This window comes from Streptomyces sp. HUAS TT7, assembly GCF_051550175.1.
Taxonomy (GTDB): Bacteria; Actinomycetota; Actinomycetes; order Streptomycetales; family Streptomycetaceae; genus Streptomyces.
The window spans coordinates 2850472-2877279 of the sequence record NZ_CP196175.1 but is presented as its reverse complement, the minus strand read 5'-3'; the positions used below and the strand labels follow the sequence as shown (position 1 = coordinate 2877279).

Sequence of the window (26808 nt, the reverse complement as noted above, 5' to 3'; positions counted from 1 at the left end):
GGGAATCAAGGCCGTTCGCGGAGCTTCGCGGTGACCGCCGCGACGAAAGCGTCGGCCTCGGCCTCGGTGATCTCCACATGGTCGACCTCGTTGTGACCGAGCTCGTAGAGCCGGAGGTATTCGGTCGGCTCCCAGCGCAGATTCCGGGTGAAAGCCTCGTCGTAGGCGACACCGTCGAGGAAACGACGCCGGACAATTCCGCGCGGGCTGCTCCGCGGATATCCGTCGCCGATCTTCGCGTAGTACGTGATCTCCCGAGAAGCGGGGTCGATCACCCGCACATCGGCGCCCCGGCCGTTCAGCCACAATTCCAGCTCGCGGCCGCGGATTTCACGGCGCTGCTCGCCGCCCTCCACGACCATCGGCCCGAACACCGAGCCCGACAGGCCCTGGACGACGGTGTGTTCGTCGACCACGACGCTGAACGAGGTCTCGTTCACCGAGGCGTCGGTGAGGTCGGCGCCCTGGAGCAGGGCGCCGAGCAGCGCGGCGCCGTCGAGGCGGGCGCCGCGCAGCGAGCCGCCCCGCACATCGGTCTCGGACAGCTCGGCGCTGCCCAGATCCGCGCCGTCCAGCTTGGCGCTCCGCAGGGAGGCCCCGTCCAGCACGGCCTTGATCAGGCCGGCGCCGGTCAGGTCCGCGCCGTCGAGCACCGCGCCTTCCATGTGGCACCGGTAGAAGTCGGTGCCCACAAGCACGGCGTCCCGGAGCACGGTCCCGGTCAGCATGCCGCCACCGAGATCGGCGCCGGACAGATCGGCGGCGGTCAGGTCGAGCCCGTCGACACCGAGCAGCGAACCCGGCTGCTCGGCCCACTCGCGGAGCGCGGCCGCGGCCTCGGCGTCCTTCGGCATGGCCCGGACGATCCGCCGCTCGCCTTCGTCACGGATACCAGACAACCCGATCACTCCACCCATGGTCTTCGACAATTGCCCTGACATCGTCAATAGCGGCCTGATCGGTATTGCGCATGTCCAGAATGACCACGCGCTTCCTGTTCACGATCTGGTCCTCCAGCTTGCGCACCCAGCTCCCGTTGTTCGCGGGGTCGTACGCGCCCTTGAACGGCAGCGACTTGTCGCGAACGTTATTGAGCGGAGGCCAGTCGGAGTGTACGCCCTTGATGTCGTAGAACTCCCCGATGCTCGGCGAGTAGAGGTCACCCTGATTCGCACCCGGCGGACGCTGAATGTCGGAGGGCACCTTTCCGCTCTCGCGCATGTCGAGGGCGATCCGCGCCTCGTCCATCTCCGACGGCTTGACCTTCCCCTTGTGATCGGGGTCCTGCTTCAAGACGTCGAAATCGTCGGCGTACTTCTTCTCGATCGCCTGGAGATGCGAATCGTGCGTAACGCGCTCGGCCGGAGTGAGCTCGGCCGGCGGACCGTTGCCGTGCACGGAGGCAGGCCCGTGCTGGCCGTGGTCGACGTGCGGAGCCTCGGGCAATGCCGAACCGTGCGGCTCATGACCGAGATCGATATGCAGATCCCCGGCCCCGTGCGGCACCGGAACCTTTCCGAACAAGTCGCTCTGTTCGGCCCGGATGGCCGCGAGGTCCTCGTGGGAAATGCCGGGCAGGCGTTCCTTCTCGTAGAGGACATGGCCGTCCATCTTGGCCGTGAAGCTCTCCGGCGTGTGGAACTGCACCTCGAAGACCTGACCCGAAACCGGGTCGCGCCAGGTCGAGTTGATGCCCTTGTAGCCGGCGCTGTCCCAGGTGTTCTTGAACGTGACGTTCTCGAACCCGCGGCTGCGGAAGTCGTCGACGGCCTGCTGCACGCCGTGCGCGTAGTCCTTGGAGGGCAGCTCGACGGTGTAGCGCAGCGAGTCCTTGACGTTCCCGAGCGCGTCCTCGGGCCGCAGCATCGGGTCGTCGTGCAGCGCCGTCGCGATCTTGCGCTTGAGAGAGTCCTCGCCCTTGAGGCGGTACTCCAGGCCGTTGAGCTTGCCGTGGTCCACCCGGTCGGCGGCGGACTTCACCGCGTCGGTGATGCCCGGCTCGGCCGACTCGGCCCGGTGCATGAACTGGTCGGCCGCCGCGTTGGCGTGCGGATCGAGGTGCAGCCCCTGCGGCCCCTCCCAGGACCCGTCGGGCAGATTGCCCCGCGGCTCCCCGGGCCCGTCGGGAAGATGCGACCCACCACTGCCGGGCGGCCCTCCGGCGTCGCCGCCGCCCGTACCGCCGCCGTGCCCGCTGGTGGGGAGGTCGCCGTGCGATCCCGTACCGGGGAGGTCGTGCGAGGCCGGTACGGAGTTGTGAGTCGTCGGTACGGAATTGTGCGACGGCCCGCCCGGGGTCTCGTGGCTGGCGGAGGGCCCGAGGTCGTGGGCGGTGCCGCCAGGTGTGTGGGCCGGGTCATGAGCCATACCGCCCGGTGTGTGTGCCGGGTTGTGCGCTCCGGCCATGGCCGGTTCCTTGAGGTCGGCGCCGGCCTTGACCGGCTCGTCCACATGTGGCAGGGAGTTCTTGAGGCGGGTGATGTCGTCGGCGCTGAGTTCGACCTTGGCCGGCGATATCGTGCCGTCGGGTTTGTAGACCTTGCCGTCGTCGAGGTTGAGGCGGCTGCCGCCGGGCCATTCGATGTAGTTGCCCTTGACGACGGGGACGTCGGGGTTTTTGACGTAGGTGCCGTCGATGTTGAAGCGGCCGCCGCCGGCGAGGACGTCGGTGTAGGCGCCGGTGTGGATGTTTTTGAGGCCGGTGAAGAGGTCGCCGACTTTGATGAGTCCGAATTTGCCGGCTTTGGCGACGTAGGTCATGGGGTCGACGACCTTGGCGACCTTGCCGGTGACGGAGAGGACCTTGGCGACGGCGCCGCCCTTGGCCGCGGCGCCGGAGCCGCCGGTGAAGACGGTGGTCAGGACGTTGAAGGTGACTCCGCCGGCGGCGCGGGCGGGGTTCTTGCCCCACTCGTCCCAGGCGACGAGTGCCTTGCCGGTCTCCTTCATCGCGGTCCGCGAGTCGCGCAGCCAGGACGGCATGTCCTTGTCGGGGACGGTCCAGAACGCGGCGGCGAAGGGGGTGGAGGAGATGGCGAGGCCGGTGGCGAGTTTGGCGAGGCCGGTCCAGGCCTGGCCGGCCTTGTCCCAGCCGTCGGTGCCGACCAGGGTGCCCAGGCCCTTGATGGTGCCCCAGATCCCGTCGACGATGAACCCGTCCCACACGAAACTCTTGACCTGGTGCCACGCCCAGGCCAGACCCGTGTACTCGCGCTCGGCGTGCCCGCCCCACGGGGTCTCCTCGGCATGCTGGAGGGCATCCGCCGAGTACCCGTACATGCCGGGCTTGTGGCTGCCGTCGTCGACGGTGAGCTTGCTCCCGCCGACCAGCGCGGTGATCTTGTCGTGGCAGGCCCGCTCGGCATCGGTGAAGGCGGCGACGGTGGCACCGACGTCCTTCATCAGCCGCTCGTTGTGGTCGATCTTGCTCTGGTCGCGCCGCCAGTGATCATCACCCGCGATGCTGTCGGTGAACGCGAACGCCTCGGTGCGCAAGCTCTGCAGCTTCGCGACCAGCGGCCGCACCACACCCTCGTACTCGGTCAGCGCCGCGGCAGCCTTCTCCAGCCCGTCCGCGAAATCATCCGCCTTCGTCTTCACCGGCAGGGTGGTGGCGAACAACTGGTCGGCCTCGGGCGCCTGGTAACAGGCGGACAGCCCCTGGAACTCCTGGTGGACGTTGGACCCGCCGTCACGGAACTCACCGGCCTGCTTCGTCAGCGCCGCCGCGTCCTTGGCCAGCTGCTCCAGGTTGCCGGTGAACATCGGGATGCCGCCGGGCTCGATGACGTCCTTGCTCACTTACCCGCCCCCGCCTTGCCGTCCGGCTTCTCGACCGGCTTGCCGTCCGGGCCGAGCTCCTGGCCCTTGTCGTTGATCACGGGTTCCCTGACGGCCTGCTTCTGCTTGTTCGCCGCCATGTCCAGGTCACCCTTGGCATACTCGGTCGTCGCATCGTAGGCACCGTTGAGCGAGTGCTCGGTGCGCACGGCGATGTAGCCCAGCTCCTGCGCCTTGTGCTGCATGAACTCGCCGAGGGCGCCGCCGACGGGGCCCATCGGGGCTTCCGTGCCGCAGTACGGGCCCGAGATCGTGCCCGCCGACGACGCCGCCGATTTCAGGCTTTCCTGCATCGCTGTTCCGGCCTTCGACATGGCCTCGGCCGCGGTGGCCGTCTTCTTCAATACGCCCGAAACCCCGGACGGTTTGATGTCCCAAGCCGACACGAAATCTCCCCCGTTCCCTGCCCGCTGCCCAACTGCCATGCATATGCGGCGAGTCGCCCCGCTCGCGTTACCTGCCCTGCCTGCCGTACGTGCTTACGTGCCTCAGCCGATGGCGTCGACGGCAGCCTTCGCCTTGGAGAGCGTGGACTGGGCGGTGCCGTCGTTCAGCTCCAGCGTGCCGCGCACCAGGCGGATGATCTCGCGGACCTCGGCGGCAGCCTTGTTCCAGCGCAGCTCCTTGCCGTGGTACTCGTCCGAGACGCCGTCGGCGGTGAACTCGGCCATCGCAGCCTTCACGGCCCGGTCGCGGTCGTTCAGCACACGCTCCAGGTGCCCGACGATCCCGGCGAGACCGCCCTGCACCTCAGTCGATGCGCCGGTGTCATAGCTGAGCCGGTCCAGATTCTGACCCATGTCTGTATCTCCCCCTGTGCTTAGTGACGTCCGCCGAAGCGGGCCGCGTCGAAATTGGCCGCCGACATGTTCTGGTGCGCGTTGGACTCCTGCTCGTGATCACCCGTACCGAACGCCGTGTCCATCCCGGACTGACCACCCAGAATGTCCTGCAGCGACCCGTTCAGATCACCTGTGATCTCGTCCGCATGATTCTTGAACGAGTCGAACGCGGCCTTCCCCGCCCCGTTGAACTTCCCCTCCAACGGCTCCGCCGCCGCCACCAACTGCCGGATCAACGCACCCAGATCACCACTCGAACCCTCGGTGCTCTTCCCCAGATCGGACAGCGTCGTGGACCCCATGTCGAACTTCACGCACACACCCCCGTAACAGACATAACGAACACCACGCGCGCAACGCGGCGCGCCGTCTATGTGTACCCAATGCAGATTGCACGCGCAACGCGCGGCTGAGCCGCCAGGACCTGCCCTGATCCCCGATTTCCCAGGTGTCAGGTGGACGCGGGGCGATGCCGCGTCGGGAACGGTTACGAAGTTGGAACGGCGGGCCGGAGGGCATTCGAGGCATAGCTTCGGTGTGCTGCCAAAGCTCCCAAATGGGGTGTGAGGGTGAAGCCGGGGGTCTGCAGCCCCCCGACGTCAGGTGACGCTAAGTCCGGTCGGCCGGCGGAACGACCGATGGAATCGCCGACGGATTGAGTGACTGCTCAGCTCAGCCGGGCGTCGGCGTAGACGAGCATCGCGTCCCGCTGGTAGACGGCCAGCCCGACGGCGATCTTGTCGTAGTTGGCGCGCATCTGGGGGTCGTCGACGTAGGTCTGGGCGAGCCCCTTGTACGCGGCAGCGTTCGGCGTCCAGAACCGGCAGATGTACTTGTAGTGGTCGTCCATCTCGGCCTGGACCGCGGGGTCGTCGACCGGGGTGCCGGCCACCATGAACTCCGCGAAGCGGATCATCTGTGCCGTCACCTCACGCTGCCACTGCTCGGTGTCCTCGTCGGTCATCGTCTCGACGGCCCGCTGGGACTGCTCCCAAGCCTTCGGCCACCGCTCGCGCACCTTCTCGTTCTCCTCGGCGGAGGGCTCGAACCCCTCGAACAGGTTCTCCGGCCGATTGATCTTCGCCATGTCGTTGTTCTCCTCTGCTTCCTCCAGTTCGGCGATGGTGCGGTCGACGGTGCGGGCCAGGGTGCTGAGCCGGTCCCGCTCCGCCAGCAGCCGTTGGCGGTGCTCGCGGAGTACGGCCACGCGGTCGACCTGGCTGTCGAGTACGGCCTGGATCTCGCGGAGCCCCAGGTCGAGCTCCCGCATGAGGAGGATCTGCTGCAGCCGCAACAGATCGGCCTCCTCGTAATAGCGGTGCCCGTTGCTCCCGATCCACGCCGGGGGCAGCAGCCCGATCTCGTCGTAGTGCCGCAGCGTCCGGGACGTCACCCCGGACATCCGAGCCACATCCGCGATCGACCAGGCCATGACAGTTGCTCCCATCGCCGGGCCGGAGTCCGTCTCCGGCCACAGAGACGACGTTAGGAGTTGACGCAACGACAACCGCAACCCGAAACGGGGGCGAGCCGCCGGGCGCCCATTGAGGGAGGGAGGGAGGGAGCGGGCTGGAGCTCGCAGAACCTCGTGTAGTGTTCTCCGAGTTGTCACGCAGCCGGGATGGCCCCGAGGCAACCATCCGCCGCAGATTCTGCGGCAACCCCAACTCAGCACGATCTCCCGACCGGGAGTGTTTTCGGCATGCCGAATTCAATTCCGGTTGCACCGGTGGACTCGATTACGAATCGCCGGAAAGATCCGCTAGGGTTCGGGAGTCGGAACGGCCCAACAGCCGGGAAGACAAGCCGACTTGGCTCCGGGAGACCGGAAATCAGGACCGAAAGGATCTGATAGAGTCGGAACCGCCGGAAAGGGAAACCCGAGAGGGAGAACCGGAAAGGCACCGAGGAAATCGGACACGAAAGAGTCTGATAGAGTCGGGAACACGAAATGCCGAAGGGAAGCGCCCGGAGGAAAGCCCGCGAGGGTGAGTACGAAGGAAGCGTCCGTTCCTTGAGAACTCAACAGCGTGCCAAAAGTCAACGCCAGATTGACAACCCCGTATCCGCTCCGGCGGATCGAGGTTCCTTTGAAAAGTCCACCCGCCCCCTTTTGGGGTGTGGGTGGCGACAAACACAGCGAGGACGCTGTGGACGGGCCGCCTTATTCCGGTGGTTCCGTCCCGCTCTTACGTGATGTGTGCACCCGATGACGGGTAAACATTCATGGAGAGTTTGATCCTGGCTCAGGACGAACGCTGGCGGCGTGCTTAACACATGCAAGTCGAACGATGAAGCCCTTCGGGGTGGATTAGTGGCGAACGGGTGAGTAACACGTGGGCAATCTGCCCTTCACTCTGGGACAAGCCCTGGAAACGGGGTCTAATACCGGATAACACCTTCCACCGCATGGTGGGGGGTTGAAAGCTCCGGCGGTGAAGGATGAGCCCGCGGCCTATCAGCTTGTTGGTGGGGTGATGGCCTACCAAGGCGACGACGGGTAGCCGGCCTGAGAGGGCGACCGGCCACACTGGGACTGAGACACGGCCCAGACTCCTACGGGAGGCAGCAGTGGGGAATATTGCACAATGGGCGAAAGCCTGATGCAGCGACGCCGCGTGAGGGATGACGGCCTTCGGGTTGTAAACCTCTTTCAGCAGGGAAGAAGCGCAAGTGACGGTACCTGCAGAAGAAGCGCCGGCTAACTACGTGCCAGCAGCCGCGGTAATACGTAGGGCGCAAGCGTTGTCCGGAATTATTGGGCGTAAAGAGCTCGTAGGCGGCCAGTCGCGTCGGATGTGAAAGCCCGGGGCTTAACCCCGGGTCTGCATTCGATACGGGCTGGCTAGAGTGTGGTAGGGGAGATCGGAATTCCTGGTGTAGCGGTGAAATGCGCAGATATCAGGAGGAACACCGGTGGCGAAGGCGGATCTCTGGGCCATTACTGACGCTGAGGAGCGAAAGCGTGGGGAGCGAACAGGATTAGATACCCTGGTAGTCCACGCCGTAAACGTTGGGAACTAGGTGTTGGCGACATTCCACGTCGTCGGTGCCGCAGCTAACGCATTAAGTTCCCCGCCTGGGGAGTACGGCCGCAAGGCTAAAACTCAAAGGAATTGACGGGGGCCCGCACAAGCAGCGGAGCATGTGGCTTAATTCGACGCAACGCGAAGAACCTTACCAAGGCTTGACATATACCGGAAAACATCAGAGATGGTGTCCCCCTTGTGGTCGGTATACAGGTGGTGCATGGCTGTCGTCAGCTCGTGTCGTGAGATGTTGGGTTAAGTCCCGCAACGAGCGCAACCCTTGTTCTGTGTTGCCAGCATGCCCTTCGGGGTGATGGGGACTCACAGGAGACTGCCGGGGTCAACTCGGAGGAAGGTGGGGACGACGTCAAGTCATCATGCCCCTTATGTCTTGGGCTGCACACGTGCTACAATGGCCGGTACAAAGAGCTGCGATGCCGTGAGGCGGAGCGAATCTCAAAAAGCCGGTCTCAGTTCGGATTGGGGTCTGCAACTCGACCCCATGAAGTCGGAGTTGCTAGTAATCGCAGATCAGCATTGCTGCGGTGAATACGTTCCCGGGCCTTGTACACACCGCCCGTCACGTCACGAAAGTCGGTAACACCCGAAGCCGGTGGCCCAACCCCTTGTGGGAGGGAGCTGTCGAAGGTGGGACTGGCGATTGGGACGAAGTCGTAACAAGGTAGCCGTACCGGAAGGTGCGGCTGGATCACCTCCTTTCTAAGGAGCACAGCACCGTCTGCAGGCAAGTGTCCTGCACGGTCAGCTCATGGGTGGAACGTTGACTATTCGGCGCTCTCGGCCGGTTCGGGCCGCAAGTACTGCTCTTCGGAGCGTGGAACGCGGGTCGGGTACGGACGGGAGGGCCGGGCACGCTGTTGGGTGTCTGAAGGTGCGGCCGTGAAGGTTGTGTCTTCGGTTGCCGGCCCCAGTGCACTCGAACCGGTTGGTTCGGGGTGATGGGTGGCTGGTCGTTGTTTGAGAACTGCACAGTGGACGCGAGCATCTGTGGCCAAGTTTTTAAGGGCGCACGGTGGATGCCTTGGCACCAGGAACCGATGAAGGACGTGGGAGGCCACGATAGTCCCCGGGGAGCCGTCAACCAGGCTTTGATCCGGGGGTTTCCGAATGGGGAAACCCGGCAGTCGTCATGGGCTGTCACCCGTACCTGAACACATAGGGTATGTGGAGGGAACGAGGGGAAGTGAAACATCTCAGTACCCTCAGGAAGAGAAAACAACCGTGATTCCGGGAGTAGTGGCGAGCGAAACCGGATGAGGCCAAACCGTATGCGTGTGATACCCGGCAGGGGTTGCGCATGCGGGGTTGTGGGATCTCTCTTTCACAGTCTGCCGGCTGTGAGGCGAGTCAGAAACCGTTGGTGTAGGCGAAGGACATGCGAAAGGTCCGGCGTAGAGGGTAAGACCCCCGTAGCTGAAACATCAACGGCTCGTTTGAGAGACACCCAAGTAGCACGGGGCCCGAGAAATCCCGTGTGAATCTGGCGGGACCACCCGCTAAGCCTAAATATTCCCTGGTGACCGATAGCGGATAGTACCGTGAGGGAATGGTGAAAAGTACCGCGGGAGCGGAGTGAAATAGTACCTGAAACCGTGTGCCTACAAGCCGTGGGAGCGTCGCGTTGAGTACTTGTACTCAACGTCGTGACTGCGTGCCTTTTGAAGAATGAGCCTGCGAGTTAGCGGTGTGTAGCGAGGTTAACCCGTGTGGGGAAGCCGTAGCGAAAGCGAGTCCGAACAGGGCGTTTGAGTTGCACGCTCTAGACCCGAAGCGGAGTGATCTAGCCATGGGCAGGTTGAAGCGGCTGTAAGAGGTCGTGGAGGACCGAACCCACCAGGGTTGAAAACCTGGGGGATGACCTGTGGTTAGGGGTGAAAGGCCAATCAAACTCCGTGATAGCTGGTTCTCCCCGAAATGCATTTAGGTGCAGCGTCGTGTGTTTCTTGCCGGAGGTAGAGCACTGGATAGGCGATGGGCCCTACCGGGTTACTGACCTTAGCCAAACTCCGAATGCCGGTAAGTGAGAGCGCGGCAGTGAGACTGTGGGGGATAAGCTCCATGGTCGAGAGGGAAACAGCCCAGAGCATCGACTAAGGCCCCTAAGCGTACGCTAAGTGGGAAAGGATGTGGAGTCGCAGAGACAACCAGGAGGTTGGCTTAGAAGCAGCCACCCTTGAAAGAGTGCGTAATAGCTCACTGGTCAAGTGATTCCGCGCCGACAATGTAGCGGGGCTCAAGCGTACCGCCGAAGTCGTGTCAATCCAGCAATAGGGCCAACGCCTGTTGGGTTGGGTAGGGGAGCGTCGTGTGCCGGGTGAAGCTGCAGCGGAAGCTAGTGGTGGACGGTTCACGAGTGAGAATGCAGGCATGAGTAGCGATACACACGTGAGAAACGTGTGCGCCGATTGACTAAGGGTTCCTGGGTCAAGCTGATCTGCCCAGGGTAAGTCGGGACCTAAGGCGAGGCCGACAGGCGTAGTCGATGGACAACCGGTTGATATTCCGGTACCCGCTTTGAAACGCCCAGTATCGAATCAGGCGATGCTAAGCCCGTGAAGCCGTTCCGGACCCTTCGGGGAAAGGAAAGTGGTGGAGCCGGTGACCCAGACTTGTAGTAGGTAAGCGATGGGGTGACGCAGGAAGGTAGTCCAGCCCGGGCGGTGGTTGTCCCGGGGTAAGGGTGTAGGCCGTGCGGTAGGCAAATCCGTCGCACGTTGAGGCTGAGACCTGATGCCGAGCCGATTGTGGTGAAGTGGATGATCCTATGCTGTCGAGAAAAGCCTCTAGCGAGTTTCATGGCGGCCCGTACCCTAAACCGACTCAGGTGGTCAGGTAGAGAATACCGAGGCGTTCGGGTGAACTATGGTTAAGGAACTCGGCAAAATGCCCCCGTAACTTCGGGAGAAGGGGGGCCACAACTGGTGATGAGTCTTGCACTCTGAGCTGGGGGTGGCCGCAGAGACCAGCGAGAAGCGACTGTTTACTAAAAACACAGGTCCGTGCGAAGCCGTAAGGCGATGTATACGGACTGACGCCTGCCCGGTGCTGGAACGTTAAGGGGACCGGTTAGTCACATTTCGGTGTGGCGAAGCTGAGAACTTAAGCGCCAGTAAACGGCGGTGGTAACTATAACCATCCTAAGGTAGCGAAATTCCTTGTCGGGTAAGTTCCGACCTGCACGAATGGCGTAACGACTTCTCGACTGTCTCAACCATAGGCCCGGTGAAATTGCACTACGAGTAAAGATGCTCGTTTCGCGCAGCAGGACGGAAAGACCCCGGGACCTTTACTACAGTTTGATATTGGTGTTCGGTTCGGCTTGTGTAGGATAGGTGGGAGACTGTGAAGCCGTGACGCCAGTCATGGTGGAGTCGTCGTTGAAATACCACTCTGGTCGTGCTGGATGTCTAACCTCGGTCCGTGATCCGGATCAGGGACAGTGTCTGATGGGTAGTTTAACTGGGGCGGTTGCCTCCTAAAGAGTAACGGAGGCGCCCAAAGGTTCCCTCAGCCTGGTTGGCAATCAGGTGTTGAGTGTAAGTGCACAAGGGAGCTTGACTGTGAGACCGACGGGTCGAGCAGGGACGAAAGTCGGGACTAGTGATCCGGCGGTGGCTTGTGGAAGCGCCGTCGCTCAACGGATAAAAGGTACCCCGGGGATAACAGGCTGATCTTCCCCAAGAGTCCATATCGACGGGATGGTTTGGCACCTCGATGTCGGCTCGTCGCATCCTGGGGCTGGAGTCGGTCCCAAGGGTTGGGCTGTTCGCCCATTAAAGCGGTACGCGAGCTGGGTTTAGAACGTCGTGAGACAGTTCGGTCCCTATCCGCTGCGCGCGCAGGAATATTGAGAAGGGCTGTCCCTAGTACGAGAGGACCGGGACGGACGAACCTCTGGTGTGCCAGTTGTCCTGCCAAGGGCATGGCTGGTTGGCTACGTTCGGAAAGGATAACCGCTGAAAGCATCTAAGCGGGAAGCCTGCTTCGAGATGAGTGTTCCCACCCACTTGATGGGGTAAGGCTCCCAGTAGACGACTGGGTTGATAGGCCAGATGTGGAAGCCCGGTAACGGGTGGAGCTGACTGGTACTAATAGGCCGAGGGCTTGTCCTCAGTTGCTCGCGTCCACTGTGTTTGTTCTGAAGCAATGAACAGCCGTGAGAACCCCTGGTTTCGGTGGGTTCCGGTGTTCAACTTCATAGTGTTTCGGTGGTCATAGCGTTAGGGAAACGCCCGGTTACATTCCGAACCCGGAAGCTAAGCCTTTCAGCGCCGATGGTACTGCAGGGGGGACCCTGTGGGAGAGTAGGACGCCGCCGAACAAATTGTGGGGAAAGCCCCGCACCAGGTCCGTATACACGGATCACGGTGCGGGGCTTTCTCGCGTTCTGCGGAACCCGCCGGGCGATGCGACAGGCGCCTTGCGCAGCCATGAGGTCTTCGGTGGGCTCGTCCCACTCGGCCAGCCCGGAAGGGCGGACGGAGTGTAGGCCTGCCAGCGCCTCGTGGAGTCTCGTGGCAGCCGGGACGACGTCCGACGACGAGTCAGTCGTCCAGCAGCGGTCAGAGCTGGCTTCTGCCCTCTCGTAGGCAGACCTGGTGGGCTTGCGCCTGTTCGGTCGCGAGCAGGAGCTCAGGCGCAGCACTCGACGCCGTATCGGCCGTATCGAGGGCCGAGTGACGCTTACGTCTTCCCGGCGCTCGGCGGCCCCTCAATGCCTGTCGCAGGTCCGTCGCGATCAGTGCGCAGCAACGGCCGATCAGTGCGCAGCAACGACAAAGAGCCGGACCCAGTAGGACTGGGTCCGGCTCTTGAAGTCTGGCACTTCAGAAGGGCAGCGGGTTGATCACGCTGAACGATCTGGAGTGCCCCCGGCAGGATTCGAACCTGCGCACACGGCTCCGGAGGCCGTTGCTCTATCCCCTGAGCTACGGGGGCGTCCGCCGCGTTCGGCGGCGACGGGTAGAACCCTACCAGCTCTCCCGGGGTGGCTGTGAACAGGTATTTCGGCCCCTCCGGCGGGCGGTGTCCCCCGGGCGGGGTGGAAGTGGGGAAAACCCGGACGCGGCGGCGTCCTCGGACCTAACCTCAAGGTGTGTCAGGCGTGTCCGGCCGGGTTCTTGTTGTCGACGACAACAAGGTCATCCGGCAGCTGATCAGGGTCAACCTTGAGCTGGAGGGCTTCGAGGTCGTGACCGCGGCCGATGGTGCCGAGTGCCTGGAAGTCGTGCACCGGGTCAGCCCCGACGTGGTCACCCTCGACGTCGTGATGCCCCGGCTCGACGGGCTCCGTACGGCCGCACGGCTGCGCTCGGACCCCCGTACGAGCCGGCTGCCTGTGGCGATCATCAGTGCCTGCACCCAGTACGAGGTGGAGACCGGGCTCGCCGCCGGGGTCGACGCCTTTCTCGCGAAGCCCTTCGAGCCCGCCGAACTGGTGCGTGTCGTACGGCAGTTGCTGCACCGGGAGGCTCCGCCGTCTGCCGACGGCAGCAGGGAGCCCGGGCGGGCCGGCAGCACCCGGGGTTGACCCCCGCTCCGCCGGCTCGGCGCGCCCGCCCTGCCCGTATGGCGAAACCGGTTCGCGGAGGGACCCCCCTTCTCCCATACGCTGGTCCCGTGACCCCCGCAGAGCTCTCCCGTACCGTCGTGCGCGTCGTGCGCAGCGCGGTCGACGAGGGTGCCCTGAGCGTGGCGGGCGACGCGGTGCCCGATGTCGTCAAGGTCGAGCGGCCCCGGCCGGGAGGCGGAGGCGACTACGCCAGCGGGGTCGCCCTCAAGCTCGCCGCCGCGGCCGGACTGCCGCCCCGCCGGGTCGCCGAAGTACTGCGGCAGCGGATCGCCGGCCAGCCCGGAATCGCCCTCGTCGAGATCAGTGGGCCCGGATTCCTCAACATCACCCTTGACCGGGGCGGCAGGCACGAGGTCGTACGGCACGTTCTGGAAGCGACCGCTCCGCACGGATACGGATACGGGGACGCTCTTCGCGGGCAGAGTTTTCGATTCGCGGAAGTTTTCGAGGCGCGGGCCCAGGTCGTCACCGAGGCCGTCGTGCGGTTGCTCCGGGCCCAGGGGGCCGTCGCCCGCATCGGTGAGGCGGGGGAGTCGCTTCCCCTCGTCGCCTGCCCCGAGCCCCGGCTTTCCGAACTCGTCGGTGTCGATGCCGCTCGCTGGGCATTCCTCCGGGCCGCCCGGCACGATCGGCCCCGTACGGACGTCGATGAGCTGCTCGCTCAGCGGGAGAGCAATGCGCTCTTTCGGGTGCGGTACGCGTACTCACGGAGCCGCGCTCTCACTCGCCATGCTCTTGAGCTGGGGTTTCAGGGCGAGGTCGGTCCTGTTCCCGATGGCGAGGTCCTGCTCGGGCTGCTCTCCGATTACCCCGGGGTGCTCGAAAGCGCTGCCCGGCACCGGGCTCCGGACCGGCTTGCGCGGCAGCTCGAAGCCGTGGCCGACGAACTGCTCCGCTTCCAGCACGGCGTACTGCCACTCGGTGACGAGAAACCCTCGGCCGCCCACCGCAACCGGCTCGCCCTCGCCGAGGCCGCCGGGACGGTGCTGGCCGGCGGCCTGTCCCTGCTCGGCATCGACGCCCCCGAGTTTCTGTGACATGCGCAGACATCGCCCGCCAGGCGCGCACATGACCGCAGACGTGTAGGTAAGAGAAGAGACTTAGAGAACATGAGCCGATCCGCGCACCCCGCCGGTCCCCGTCACGCCGATGTGCTGACCGAAGGGCACTACTCCGCGCCGCCCGCCGACCTCAACTCCCTTGACCCGAAGGTCTGGTCGAGCACCGTCACCCGTGACAAGGATGGCGAGCTGACCGTCGGCGGGCTCGAAGTGTCACGGCTCGCCGAGGAGTTCGGGACACCCGCCTACTTCCTAGACGAGACCGACTTCCGCGCCCGGTGCCGGGCCTGGGCCGATGCCTTCGGGCGGGACGCCGACGTGTTCTACGCCGGCAAGGCGTTCCTTTCGCGAGCCGTGGTGCGCTGGCTGCACGAGGAGGGGCTCAACCTCGACGTGTGCTCCGGCACCGAGCTCGCCACCGCGCTGGACGCGGGGATGCCCGCCGAGCGCATCGCCTTCCACGGCAACAACAAGAGCGAGGCCGAGATCCGGCGGGCCGTCGAGGCCGGGGTCGGGCGGATCGTGCTCGACTCGTTCCAGGAGATCGTGCGCGTGGCGCACATCGCCCAGGAGCTCGGGAAGGTGCAGAAGGCCTTCATCCGGGTGACCGTCGGCGTCGAGGCGCACACCCACGAGTTCATCGCCACCGCGCACGAGGACCAGAAGTTCGGCATCGCCCTTGCCGGCGGCCAGGCCGCCGAGGCCGTGCGGCGCGCCCTCAAGCTCGACGGGATCGAACTGGTCGGAATTCATTCGCACATCGGCTCGCAGATCTTCGACATGGCCGGCTTCGAGGTGTCCGCGCGCCGCGTCGTCCAGCTCCTCGCCGAAGTGCGCGACGAGCACGGCGTCGAGCTGCCCGAGATCGACCTCGGCGGCGGCCTCGGTATCGCGTACACCTCCGAGGACGACCCCCGCGAACCGCACGAGATCGCCAAGGCGCTCGGCGAGATCGTCACGCGCGAGTGCTCCGCCGCCGGCCTTAGCGCACCCCGCATCTCCGTCGAGCCGGGCCGCGCGATCGTCGGGCCGACCGCCTTCACGCTGTACGAGGTCGGCACGATCAAGCCGCTCGAAGGGCTGCGGACGTACGTGAGCGTGGACGGCGGCATGTCCGACAACATCCGGACCGCGCTGTACGACGCCGAGTACTCGGTATCCCTCGTCTCGCGCACATCGGACGCCGAGCCGATGCTGGTCAGGGTGGTCGGAAAGCACTGCGAAAGCGGTGACATCGTGGTCCGTGACGCATTCCTGCCCGCGGATCTCGCGCCGGGTGATCTGATTGCCGTGCCGGCCACCGGTGCGTACTGCCGCTCCATGGCCAGCAATTACAACCACGCGCTGCGCCCGCCCGTCGTCGCCGTGCGCGACGGATCGGCGCGGGTGATCGTCCGGCGCGAGACGGAGGAAGATCTCCTGCGTCTCGACGTCGGGTAGATGAAATAGTTGTCTCAGGATCCGGACTGGGGGCAGAAACCCCGGTCCGGTGAGTGAGACTGGTTCGCATTCCAGGTTTGAAGAGGAAACGAGGTCGGATGATGCGTACGCGTCCGCTGAAGGTGGCGCTGCTGGGCTGTGGAGTGGTCGGCTCAGAGGTGGCGCGCATCATGACGACGCACGCCGACGACCTCACGGCGCGCATCGGCGCTCCCGTGGAGCTCGCCGGAGTCGCCGTCCGCCGGCCCTCGAAGGTGCGCGAGGGCATCGACCCCGCCCTGGTCACCACCGACGCCACCGCCCTGGTCAAACGCGGCGACATCGACGTCGTCGTCGAGGTCATCGGCGGCATCGAGCCCGCCCGGGCGCTCATCACCACCGCCTTCGAGCACGGCGCCTCCGTCGTCTCCGCGAACAAGGCGCTGCTCGCCCAGGACGGCGCGGCGCTGCACGCGGCCGCCGTCGAGCACGGCCGGGACCTGTACTACGAGGCCGCCGTCGCCGGGGCGATCCCGCTGATCCGCCCGCTGCGCGAGTCCCTCGCGGGCGACAAGGTCAACCGCGTGCTCGGCATCGTCAACGGCACGACCAACTTCATCCTCGACAAGATGGACTCGACGGGCGCCGGCTACCAGGAGGCCCTCGACGAGGCCACCGCGCTCGGCTACGCCGAGGCCGACCCGACCGCCGACGTCGAGGGCTTCGACGCCGCCGCCAAGGCCGCCATCCTCGCCGGGATCGCCTTCCACACCCGGGTCCGCCTCGACGACGTGTACCGCGAGGGCATGACCGAGGTCACCGCCGCCGACTTCGCCTCGGCGAAGGAGATGGGCTGCACCATCAAGCTGCTCGCGATCTGCGAGCGGGCCGCCGACGGGGGCTCGGTGACCGCCCGTGTCCACCCGGCGATGATCCCGCTCGACCACCCGCTGGCCTCCGTGCGCGGCGCGTACAACGCGGTGTTCGTAGAGGCCGAGGCCGCCGGGCAGCTCATGTTCTACGGGCCCGGCGCGGGCGGCTCTCCGACCGCCTCGGCGGTCCTGGGCGACCTGGTCGCGGTCTGCCGCAACAGGCTCAGCGGCTCCACCGGGCCCGGCGAGTCGGCGTACACGCAGCTGCCCGTGAGCCCCATGGGCGATGTCGTGACCCGCTACCACATCAGCCTCGACGTGGCCGACAAGCCGGGCGTGCTCGCCCAGGTCGCGACGGTCTTCGCCGAGCACGGGGTGTCCATCGACACCGTCCGCCAGCAGGGCAAGGACGGGGAGGCTTCCCTCGTCGTCGTCACCCACCGCGCGGCCGACGCGGCCCTCACCGGGACCGTGGACGCCCTGCGCAAGCTCGACACCGTGCGTGGTGTCGCCAGCATCATGCGTGTTGAAGGGGAGTAACCAGCAATGACCCACCAGTGGCGCGGAATCATCGAGGAGTACCGGGACCGGCTCCCCGTCTCCGCTACGACGCCGGTCGTCACCCTCCGCGAGGGCGGCACGCCCCTCGTGCCCGCGCAGGTGCTCTCCGAGCGCACGGGCTGCGAGGTGCACCTCAAGGTCGAGGGTGCGAACCCGACCGGGTCCTTCAAGGACCGCGGGATGACGATGGCGATCACCCGGGCGAAGGAGGAGGGCGCGAAGGCCGTCATCTGCGCCTCCACCGGCAACACCTCCGCCTCCGCCGCCGCCTACGCGGTGCGCGCCGGCATGGTGTGCGCGGTGCTCGTGCCGCAGGGCAAGATCGCGCTCGGCAAGATGGGCCAGGCGCTCATCCACGGTGCCAAGATCCTCCAGGTCGACGGAAACTTCGACGACTGCCTCACGCTGGCCCGCTCACTGTCCGACAACTACCCGGTGGCGCTGGTCAATTCGGTCAACCCGGTGCGCATCGAGGGCCAGAAGACGGCCGCGTTCGAGATCGTGGACATGCTCGGCGACGCCCCCGACATCCACGTCCTGCCCGTGGGCAACGCCGGCAACATCACGGCGTACTGGAAGGGCTACAAGGAGTACGCCGCCGACAAGATCTCGACGCACACCCCGCGCATGTGGGGCTTCCAGGCGTCGGGTTCGGCTCCGATCGTGCGCGGGGAGGTCGTCAAGGACCCGTCGACGATCGCCACCGCGATCCGCATCGGCAACCCGGCGTCGTGGCAGTTCGCGCTGGCCGCGCGGGACGAATCCGGCGGTTTCATCGACGAAGTGACGGACCGTGAGATTCTGCGCGCGTACCGGCTGCTCGCCTCGCAGGAGGGCGTCTTCGTCGAGCCCGCCTCGGCTGCTTCGGTGGCCGGGCTGCTCAAGGCCGCCGAGCGCGGGCTCGTCGACCCGGGCCAGAAGATCGTGTGCACGGTGACCGGAAACGGCCTCAAGGACCCCGACTGGGCCGTCGCGGGCGCCCCGCAGCCCGTCACCGTCCCCGTCGACGCGGCGGCCGCGGCCGCACGCCTCGGTCTGGCGTAGTTCCCTTACGCATCGCCATGACGTACGCGTCCTGCATTGCCGGGACGCGTACGTAAAGCCGGACAAGCCCGCACGTAGGGGCACAGGGGGCTCGCGACACGCATCGTGCGCCTCCTGTGCGCCCTATGTCGCCACAGAACCTTCCTTCGATAGGCTGTACTCAACCCGCCCCGCCGCATATGCCGTGGTGCAGTTGCCCACGTGGCCCTCGGGTGTTCCGTACGTCTTCGAAAATCTCGCAGCAGACACCAGCAGCAGCCTCACAAGGAGTCATCAGAGCGATGGCCGGTCCCGCATTCCGCGCCGCCGCCGTACGGGTGCGCGTCCCCGCCACCAGTGCCAACCTCGGCCCGGGCTTCGACTCCCTGGGCCTGTCACTGGGGCTGTACGACGACGTGGTCGTCCGCGTCGCCGACTCCGGCCTGCACATCGACATCGCGGGCGAGGGCGCGGACACGCTGCCCCGCGACGAGAGTCACCTGCTCGTACGGTCCCTGCGCACCGCGTTCGACCTGCTCGGCGGGCAGCCGCGCGGCCTTGAGGTCGTCTGCGCCAACCGCATCCCGCACGGCCGCGGCCTCGGCTCCTCCTCCGCCGCCATCTGCGCGGGCATCGTCGCCGCGCGCGCCGTGACCATAGGCGGTGACGCCCGGCTCGACGACGCGGCCCTGCTGGAGCTCGCGACCGAGATCGAGGGCCACCCCGACAACGTGGCCGCCTGTCTGCTCGGCGGATTCACGCTGTCCTGGATGGACGGCGGAGCGGCCCGCGCGATCAGGATGGATCCCGCGGATTCCGTCGTTCCGGTGGTCTTCGTGCCGGGCAAGGCGGTCCTGACGGAGACGGCCCGCGGCCTGCTTCCGCGCACCGTTCCGCACGTTGACGCCGCGGCCAACGCCGGCCGGGCGGCCCTGCTCGTGGAGGCCCTGACCAGGCGTCCCGAGCTGCTGCTCGCGGCCACCGAGGACCGGCTCCACCAGGAGTACCGCGCACCGGCGATGCCGGAGAGCGTGGCACTGGTCAACCGGCTGCGTGCGGACGGCGTCCCCGCAGTCATCTCCGGCGCCGGGCCCACGGTGCTCGCGCTGGTCGAGGACGGTGCGGCCGACAAGGTCGCACGCCTGGCGGGGGAGGGGTGGGCCGCCAACCGGCTCAGTCTCGACGCCGCGGGTGCGAGCGTCCTGCCGCTCGGATCGTAGGTACGGGCGCAGGGAGCACGGCTTGCCGGTGAACGAGAGGGGGAATGTTTGTTGGATCCGGTAGTGTTAACCTCAAGTCTGCATCGGTCGTCTTCGTGGCGCGGTGCTTCGTGTCCCCTTCAGGGACCGCCATTCTTCCGAGAGCCTCCCCAACTGCCTGTGCAGCCTGCCTGAGCAGTTTCGAGCACGCTCCGGAACCGGCACGACACCCCACGCTTTTTCCCAGCAGGGGCCGAGTAGGGGGACCTCGGGCCGGAACCCACGCACGTCTATCTCTCCGCCGTACGCGGCGGACCACCGCCCCGGCACGATCCGTGGTCAACAAGATCACAGGCCGCAGCCGGACAGCACAACCGGTCGCCGAGCCAGACAGGCCGACGTCCGCTCCAGGGAAGGACCCTTCGTGAGCGACACCACCGATCTGATGGGCGTGACTGCCGACAGCTCTGTCGACACCGCCGCGCCCGCCGCAGGTGCTGCCTCTGGCACCACCTCACGGCGCCGCCGCTCCGGCACCGGCCTCGACGGCATGGTCCTGGCCGAGCTGCAGCAGGTCGCGTCCGGCCTCGGCATCAGGGGCACCGCGCGCATGCGCAAGAGCCAGCTGATCGAGGTCATCAAGGAGGCGCAGGCCGGAGGCGGTTCCGCGGCTCCGGCCAAGAGCGCTGCGTCCGCCGACGCCGAGGCCAAGCCGAAGCGCCGTGCCACCTCCAAGGCCCGTACGGGTGAGGAGGCCGCCGCGCCCGCCGAGAAGCAGCCCGCGCAGCAGCAGATCGACATCCCCGGCCAGCCTGCCAGCGACGACCAGCCCGCGGGCGAGCGTCGTCGCCGCCGTGCGACCGCGCCCTCCGGCAGCCCCGAGTCCGCCTCGGCCGCTGTGGAGACCGTCACCAAGACGGAGGCCAAGGCCGAGGTGAAGGCCCCCGAGGCCGCCGCCAAGGCCGAGGAGAAGGCCGCCGAGGCGGTCGACACCGCCGAGGGCCGCCGAGAGCGCCGTGACCGCGGTGAGCGGGGCGACCGCGGAGACCGCCGGGACCGCCAGCGCGGCGACCGCGGTGAGCGGGGCGACCGCGGAGACCGTCAGCGCGGTGAGCGCGGCGGCAAGGGCGATGACCAGCAGGGTGGCCAGCGCCAGCAGCGCCAGGGCGGCCAGCAGCAGGGCCAGCAGCAGAACAACGGCCCGCAGGACGACTTCGACGACGACGGCAGCCGCCGTGGCCGGCGCGGACGTTACCGCGACCGCCGTGGCCGCCGTGGTGGCCGCGAGGAGTTCGGCGCCGAGCCGCAGGTCGCCGACGACGACGTCCTGATTCCCGTCGCGGGCATCCTGGACATCCTCGACAATTACGCGTTCATCCGGACGTCCGGCTACCTGCCGGGCCCGAACGACGTGTACGTCTCGCTCGCCCAGGTCCGCAAGAACGGTCTGCGCAAGGGTGACCACGTCACCGGCGCCGTCCGTCAGCCCAAGGACGGCGAGCGCCGCGAGAAGTTCAACGCCCTGGTGCGTCTCGACTCCTCCAACGGCATGGCCGCCGACTCGGGCCGCGGGCGCCCCGAGTTCAACAAGCTGACCCCGCTGTACCCCCAGGACCGGCTCCGTCTGGAGACCGACCCGGGCGTGCTGACCACGCGGATCATCGACCTCGTGTCGCCGATCGGCAAGGGCCAGCGAGGCCTGATCGTGGCCCCGCCGAAGACCGGCAAGACCATGATCATGCAGGCGATCGCCAACGCGATCACCCACAACAACCCCGAGTGCCACCTGATGGTCGTCCTGGTCGACGAGCGTCCGGAAGAGGTCACCGACATGCAGCGGTCGGTGAAGGGCGAGGTCATCTCCTCGACCTTCGACCGCCCCGCCGAGGACCACACCACCGTCGCCGAGCTGGCCATCGAGCGCGCCAAGCGTCTCGTCGAGCTCGGTCACGACGTGGTCGTGCTGCTCGACTCGATCACCCGTCTGGGCCGTGCGTACAACCTGGCGGCCCCGGCCTCCGGCCGCATCCTGTCCGGTGGTGTCGACTCGACCGCGCTCTACCCGCCGAAGCGCTTCTTCGGTGCCGCGCGCAACATCGAGGACGGCGGCTCGCTGACCATCCTCGCCACCGCGCTCGTGGAGACCGGCTCGCGCATGGACGAGGTGATCTTCGAGGAGTTCAAGGGCACCGGCAACATGGAGCTCAAGCTCGACCGCAAGCTCGCCGACAAGCGCATCTTCCCGGCGGTGGACGTGGACGCGTCCGGCACCCGCAAGGAAGAGATCCTGCTCGGCAGCGACGAGCTCGCGGTTGTCTGGAAGCTGCGCCGGGTGCTGCACGCGCTCGACCAGCAGCAGGCCATCGAGCTGCTCCTCGACAAGATGAAGCAGACGAAGTCGAACGCCGAGTTCCTGCTCCAGATCCAGAAGACGACTCCGGGTCCGGGCAACGGCAACGACTAGCAATTCCCGCTCCACCAGGGCCAGTTGAGAGCGCCCCCGTCATTTCGGTGACGGGGGCGTTTTTTGCGCAGTACTATCAGCGGGCCGTAAGTGGGGGGAACGTATTACTGATACGCCACTGAGCCGCTGAGCTCTGCCCTGGGCAACCGCCGGGCAGGGCTCTTCGCTTTTTGGTGCCCGGACTCCCCTGCGCATTTACGGGTCAACCCATGGGGAGATCGAATGACATCTGGCAGGCGGAGGGTGCGCAATGCCCTCCCTGCGGCGACCGCCGTATTCGCACTGGGATCGCTGGCCCTCGCGGCCGCACCGGCCCAGGCATCCCAGGCTCCACCGGTGCCGGGCAGGCAGAGCGTCCAGGCGCCACCGGCCCCGGCCTCCCCAGCAGACCTGAAGGCCCGGCTCAAGAGCGCAACCAGCCAATTCATCCCGGCCTCGCAGACCCCCGCGCCCGGTGCCTCCAAGGCGCCGACCGGCCAGGACCCGAAGATCATCGGCGGTACGCCCGCCGCGGTCGGCGAGGCGCCCTGGATGGTCCAGCTCTTCTACAACGACCCGGTCACCAACCAGGGCACATTCTGCGGCGGCACCCTGGTCGCCCCCGGCAAGGTGCTCACCGCCGCCCACTGCGTGGCGGGCCGGGACTGGACGAAGAACGGCGTCATCCTCGGCGGCACCACCCAATACCCGCTGAACGGCGACCTGCACGGCGGTCAGCTCGTGAACGTGGCGCGCCAGTGGTCGAACCCCGCCTTCGACGCGGGCGCCCTCACCGGTGACGTCGCCGTCCTCACGCTGGCCGCGCCGCTGCCGTACCAGACGCTTCAGCCGGCCGCGCCCGACGAGAGCGTCGCCTATCAGCCGGGCACCCCGGCCACGGTGTACGGCTGGGGCCGCATCAGCTCCACCAACCAGGACGTCTCGATGTCGCTGCTCAAGGCGACGATCCCGGTCCAGGCCGACGCCACCTGCGCCGCGTACTACAACCAGGCGCCCGAGAACTCCTTCGTCGCGGGCCAGATGGCGTGCGCGGGAAACCCGGCGAGCGGCGCCGACGCGGGCACCGTCTCGCCCTGCAACGGCGACTCCGGGGGCCCGCTGATCGTCGGCAACCGCATTGTGGGCGTGGTGTCCTGGGGCCGCGCGGACTGCGTGGCGGCCGGCTCGTACAGCGTCTACTCGAAGCTCAGCACCTTCGCCGGGCTCGTCGGTCCCCGGATCGACGACACCGACCTGAACTTCGACGGGCGCGCCGACCTGTTCGCGCGGAACGACGCCACCGGCGAGGGCTTCGCGTACTACTCGCAGGGCATCACCATCGGCAACCGGTACTCCCTCGGCGACTGGCGCGGTTACGACCTGGTCCGCCAGGCTGACCTCGACCGGGACCAGCGCCAGGACTTCGTGCTTCGCACCACCGGCGGGCACCTCGACCGGTACCACTACAGCGCGGCCACCAACTCCTACGTCCACCAGGACCTGGGCGGCGGCTGGGGCGCGATGAAGTCGATCGTGCTGCCGGGCGACCTCGACGGCGACACCCTGACCGACCTGCTCGCGGTCGACACGAGCGGTCAGCTGTGGCTCTACCCCGGCAAGGGCGACGGCACCTTCGGCAACCGTTCCGCCCTCGGCGGCGGCTGGGCCCCGCTGGTCCTGGTCGGCAAGGGCGACTACAGCGGTGACGGCAGGGCCGACCTGCTGGCCCAGGACACCTCCGGCAAGCTCTGGCTCTACCCGGGCACCGGTCGGGGTGCCTTCGGCAACCGCTCCCTCGCGGGCTCGGCGGGCTGGACCTTCCCGGCGTACGCCGCCACCGGCGACGTGGACGGGGACGGCAGGGCGGACCTCTTCGCGCGCGACAGCGCGGGGGTGCTCTGGCTCTACCCGGGCAACGGGCGCGGCGCCTTCGGAAACCGCTACCAGATCGGCGGCGGCTGGGGCGGCTACAGCCTCATCGGCTGAGGCATACGACACACGCATTACGTTCGCGGCGGCTCCGGGTACAGCCCGTAGCCGCCGCGAACGTGCAGGTGGGACGCGGTGAGCCCGACGCCGGTTTGCGTGCCGGGCCCGATGCGCTCTTATGGCCTTCTTAGAACCCTGTGCAACCCTGCTTGGTGCTTCGGCGTCTGACGAGTGTCGACAAACCGTGCCTGAATGCCTGGGCAGGGGGTAACCGGAGGACCACCGAGAACTGAGGAGACCATGGGCGAGCAGGGCACACGCAGCAGCCGAATACGCGGGGCGGGCAAGCGCCGCAAGCAGCCCAGCACGCGCCGTCGCGCCGCGAAGATAGCCGCGTGGAGCGCGGCAGGCGTCGTCCTCGTCGGCGGCGGGGGACTCGGCTACGTGTACTTCAAGCTCAACGGCAACCTCAAGGGCATCGACATCAACGCCCAGCTCGGCACCGACCGCCCGCAGAACGTCGACAACGGCTCGATGGACATCCTGGTCCTCGGCTCGGACTCGCGGGCCGGCGCCAACAAGGAGTACGGCGTGGACGAGGGCGGCGCCCGGTCCGACACCGCGATGATCATCCACGTCTACCAGGGCCACAAGACCGCGAGCGTCGTCTCCATCCCGCGCGACACCCTGATCACCCGGCCCTCCTGCGCCACTCCCGGCGGCAAGACCGACCCGGGCGGCAAGCGCCAGATGTTCAACACGGCGTACGAGGTCGGCGGCCCGGCCTGCGCGGTCAAGACCGTCGAGCAGATGTCCGGCATCCGCATGGACCACTACATCGAGGTCGACTTCACCGGCTTCAAGAAGCTCATCGACCAGCTCGGCGGGGTGCCCGTCACCACCAACAAGCCGATCAAGGACGACAAGAGCCACCTCGACCTGCCGGCCGGCAGGCACGTTCTCAACGGCGAGCAGGCCCTCGGCCTCGTACGGACCCGGCACGGCGTGGTCGGCGACGGCAGCGACCTCGGTCGCATCCAGCTCCAGCAAGCCTTCATCAAGGCGCTGATCGGCCAGGTCAAGAGCGTGGGCGTGTTCAGCAACCCGACCAAGCTGTACGGGCTCGCCGACGCCGCGACCAAGGCGATCACCACCGACTCGGACCTGAGCTCGATCAACTCGCTGATCGGCTTCACCAACGGCCTCAAGGGCCTGGACGCGTCCAACGTCAAGATGATCACGCTGCCGGTGCAGTACGACAAGGCCGACCCCAACCGCGTCAGCCCGCTGGCCAAGGAGTCCCAGGAGGTCTGGGACGCCCTCGCCAAGGACCAGCCGATCCCGGCCTCCGCGACCGCCGACTCGGCGGGCGACAAGGGCACCGCGGGCGGCTACGTCGCCGGCCAGTAGCACCATCGGCGGCATTCGGGCGCTCCGGGAATAGATGCGCATCCACCCCGGTTTTGGGAGATGCGGCCAGTCCTGGCAGACTGGTACGTCGGCCCCGGTTCACGTACGCGCAATCCGCGCCTGCGACCCGGTGCCCTCCCGAACCTAGGAGACACCTTGAAGCGCGACATCCACCCCGAGTACGTCGAGACCCAGGTCAGCTGCACCTGTGGCGCGGCTTTCACCACCCGTAGCACGATCGGCGGCGGCTCCATCCGCGCCGAAATCTGCTCCGAGTGCCACCCGTTCTACACGGGCAAGCAGAAGATCATGGACACCGGCGGCCGTGTGGCCCGCTTCGAGGCCCGCTTCGGCAAGGCTGCCGGCTCCGCCGCGAAGTAGCGAGCCAACTGCGCCGGTCCGCGGCGCCTCCGTTCCGGGGGCGCTGCGACCGGCGCTTTGCCGTCCAGCCCTACTTCTTCGTTTGAAACCCAGGAGCCACCGATGTTCGAAGCGGTCGAGGACCTGATCGGCGAGCACGCCGATCTCGAGACGAAGCTCGCCGACCCTTCGGTCCACGCCGATCAGGCCAACGCGCGCAAGCTGAACAAGCGCTACGCCGAGCTGACGCCGATCGTCGGGACCTATCGCGCCTGGAAGCAGACGGGTGAGGACATCGACACGGCCCGCGAGCTCGCGGCCGACGACCCCGACTTCGCCGCCGAGGTCAAGGACCTGACCGCGCAGCGCGAAGAGCTCACCGAGAAGCTCCGCCTGCTCCTGGTCCCGCGCGACCCGAGCGACGACAAGGACGTACTCCTGGAGATCAAGGCGGGTGCGGGCGGCGACGAGTCGGCCCTGTTCGCCGGCGACCTCCTGCGCATGTACCTGCGCTACGCCGAGCGGGTGGGCTGGAAGACCGAGATCATCGACTCCACCGAGTCCGAGCTCGGCGGCTACAAGGACGTCCAGGTCGCGGTGAAGACCAAGGGCGGCAACGGCGCGACCGAGCCCGGCCAGGGCGTCTGGGCGCGGCTGAAGTACGAGGGCGGTGTGCACCGCGTGCAGCGTGTGCCGGCCACCGAGTCGCAGGGCCGCATCCACACCTCCGCCGCCGGCGTGCTCGTCACGCCCGAGGCCGAGGAGGTCGACGTCGAGATCAACATGAACGACCTCCGCATCGACGTGTACCGCTCCTCGGGCCCCGGCGGCCAGTCCGTCAACACGACCGACTCCGCCGTCCGCATCACGCACGTCCCGACGGGCGTCGTCGCCTCCTGCCAGAACGAGAAGAGCCAGCTCCAGAACAAGGAGCAGGCCATGCGCATCCTGCGCTCCCGGCTGCTCGCCGCCGCTCAGGAGGCCGCCGAGCAGGAGGCCGCCGACGCCCGCCGCAGCCAGGTGCGCACCGTCGACCGCTCCGAGAAGATCCGGACGTACAACTTCCCGGAAAACCGCATCTCGGACCACCGGGTCGGCTTCAAGGCGTACAACTTGGACCAGGTCCTCGACGGCGACCTGGACGCGATGATCCAGGCCTGCGTCGACGCGGACTCCGCCGCCAAGCTCGCGGCCGCCCAGTAATCCCACCCCCGTACGACTGCCGGA

Annotated in this window: 17 protein-coding genes, 1 tRNA gene and 3 rRNA genes; 14 read left to right on the top strand and 7 right to left on the bottom strand. The window is 66.9% G+C overall.

Features of this window, described 5'->3' with window-relative positions:
* Nucleotides 1-5 precede the first annotated feature (5 nt).
* The 6 genes from ACSHXC_RS12680 to ACSHXC_RS12655 form a co-directional block, all read right to left on the bottom strand.
* Nucleotides 6-899 (bottom strand): pentapeptide repeat-containing protein, encoded by an 894-nt coding sequence (locus ACSHXC_RS12680; protein ID WP_438291681.1) that lies wholly within the window; start codon nucleotides 897-899, stop codon nucleotides 6-8.
* Complete coding sequence (locus tag ACSHXC_RS12675; RefSeq protein WP_438291680.1) at nucleotides 883-3801, bottom strand: hypothetical protein; 2919 nt, start codon at nucleotides 3799-3801, stop codon at nucleotides 883-885. The genes ACSHXC_RS12680 and ACSHXC_RS12675 overlap by 17 nt, the downstream gene beginning before the upstream one ends.
* Nucleotides 3798-4226, bottom strand: a complete 429-nt coding sequence (locus ACSHXC_RS12670; RefSeq protein WP_438291679.1) for a DUF6507 family protein — start codon at nucleotides 4224-4226, stop codon at nucleotides 3798-3800. The genes ACSHXC_RS12675 and ACSHXC_RS12670 overlap by 4 nt, the downstream gene beginning before the upstream one ends.
* A 102-nt stretch (nucleotides 4227-4328) precedes the next feature.
* Nucleotides 4329-4640: a pore-forming ESAT-6 family protein gene (locus ACSHXC_RS12665; RefSeq protein WP_438291678.1), complete on the bottom strand. Its 312-nt coding sequence runs from the start codon at nucleotides 4638-4640 to the stop codon at nucleotides 4329-4331.
* 20 nt (nucleotides 4641-4660) lie between these two features.
* Nucleotides 4661-4996 carry a hypothetical protein gene (locus ACSHXC_RS12660; protein WP_438291677.1) on the bottom strand — a complete coding sequence of 112 codons (336 nt, stop codon included), beginning with the start codon at nucleotides 4994-4996 and terminating at the stop codon, nucleotides 4661-4663.
* Between the two features lie 353 nt (nucleotides 4997-5349).
* Nucleotides 5350-6114, bottom strand: coding sequence for a MerR family transcriptional regulator (locus ACSHXC_RS12655; RefSeq protein ID WP_438291676.1), 765 nt, complete (start codon nucleotides 6112-6114; stop codon nucleotides 5350-5352).
* Nucleotides 6115-6905: 791 nt separating this feature from the next.
* On the opposite strand from ACSHXC_RS12655, the gene ACSHXC_RS12650 reads away from it, so the two are divergent.
* From ACSHXC_RS12650 to rrf, 3 genes are all read left to right on the top strand, one after another.
* A 16S ribosomal RNA gene (locus ACSHXC_RS12650) occupies nucleotides 6906-8431 on the top strand.
* Nucleotides 8432-8721: 290 nt separating this feature from the next.
* A 23S ribosomal RNA gene (locus tag ACSHXC_RS12645) occupies nucleotides 8722-11844 on the top strand.
* 92 nt (nucleotides 11845-11936) lie between these two features.
* Nucleotides 11937-12053, top strand: a 5S ribosomal RNA gene (rrf, locus tag ACSHXC_RS12640).
* Together the 16S, 23S and 5S rRNA genes form the textbook arrangement of a ribosomal RNA operon.
* 545 nt (nucleotides 12054-12598) lie before the next feature.
* Here rrf and ACSHXC_RS12635 read toward each other — a convergent pair.
* Nucleotides 12599-12670: transfer RNA gene (locus ACSHXC_RS12635), tRNA-Arg, on the bottom strand.
* Nucleotides 12671-12836: 166 nt separating this feature from the next.
* Between ACSHXC_RS12635 and ACSHXC_RS12630 the strand changes: the two genes are divergently transcribed.
* From ACSHXC_RS12630 to prfA, 11 genes are all read left to right on the top strand, one after another.
* Complete coding sequence (locus tag ACSHXC_RS12630; RefSeq protein WP_053726972.1) at nucleotides 12837-13262, top strand: response regulator; 426 nt, start codon at nucleotides 12837-12839, stop codon at nucleotides 13260-13262.
* Between the two features lie 89 nt (nucleotides 13263-13351).
* On the top strand, nucleotides 13352-14341 hold the full coding sequence (gene nrtL / locus ACSHXC_RS12625; RefSeq protein ID WP_438291675.1) for an ArgS-related anticodon-binding protein NrtL: 990 nt from the start codon (nucleotides 13352-13354) through the stop codon (nucleotides 14339-14341).
* Between the two features lie 72 nt (nucleotides 14342-14413).
* Nucleotides 14414-15805: a diaminopimelate decarboxylase gene (lysA, locus tag ACSHXC_RS12620; protein WP_438291674.1), complete on the top strand. Its 1392-nt coding sequence runs from the start codon at nucleotides 14414-14416 to the stop codon at nucleotides 15803-15805.
* A gap of 98 nt (nucleotides 15806-15903) precedes the next feature.
* Nucleotides 15904-17196 carry a homoserine dehydrogenase gene (locus ACSHXC_RS12615; protein WP_438291673.1) on the top strand — a complete coding sequence of 431 codons (1293 nt, stop codon included), beginning with the start codon at nucleotides 15904-15906 and terminating at the stop codon, nucleotides 17194-17196.
* A gap of 6 nt (nucleotides 17197-17202) precedes the next feature.
* Nucleotides 17203-18261, top strand: a complete 1059-nt coding sequence (gene thrC, locus ACSHXC_RS12610; RefSeq protein ID WP_438291672.1) for a threonine synthase — start codon at nucleotides 17203-17205, stop codon at nucleotides 18259-18261.
* Nucleotides 18262-18542: 281 nt separating this feature from the next.
* A complete protein-coding gene (gene thrB / locus ACSHXC_RS12605) occupies nucleotides 18543-19460 on the top strand; it encodes a homoserine kinase (protein WP_399487887.1) in 918 nt (305 codons plus the stop codon).
* Between the two features lie 403 nt (nucleotides 19461-19863).
* Nucleotides 19864-21903, top strand: a complete 2040-nt coding sequence (gene rho / locus ACSHXC_RS12600) for a transcription termination factor Rho (protein WP_438291671.1) — start codon at nucleotides 19864-19866, stop codon at nucleotides 21901-21903.
* 222 nt (nucleotides 21904-22125) lie between these two features.
* Nucleotides 22126-23868, top strand: coding sequence for a trypsin-like serine protease (locus ACSHXC_RS12595; RefSeq protein WP_438291670.1), 1743 nt, complete (start codon nucleotides 22126-22128; stop codon nucleotides 23866-23868).
* 243 nt (nucleotides 23869-24111) lie between these two features.
* The gene (locus tag ACSHXC_RS12590; RefSeq protein WP_438291669.1) at nucleotides 24112-25221 is read left to right on the top strand and encodes an LCP family protein; all 1110 of its coding nucleotides are present in this window, start codon (nucleotides 24112-24114) and stop codon (nucleotides 25219-25221) included.
* Nucleotides 25222-25377: 156 nt separating this feature from the next.
* Entirely contained in the window at nucleotides 25378-25602 is a 225-nt protein-coding gene (rpmE, locus tag ACSHXC_RS12585) for a 50S ribosomal protein L31 (protein WP_189963666.1), read from the top strand.
* Between the two features lie 102 nt (nucleotides 25603-25704).
* The gene (gene prfA / locus ACSHXC_RS12580; protein WP_438291668.1) at nucleotides 25705-26784 is read left to right on the top strand and encodes a peptide chain release factor 1; all 1080 of its coding nucleotides are present in this window, start codon (nucleotides 25705-25707) and stop codon (nucleotides 26782-26784) included.
* Nucleotides 26785-26808: the final 24 nt, after the last annotated feature.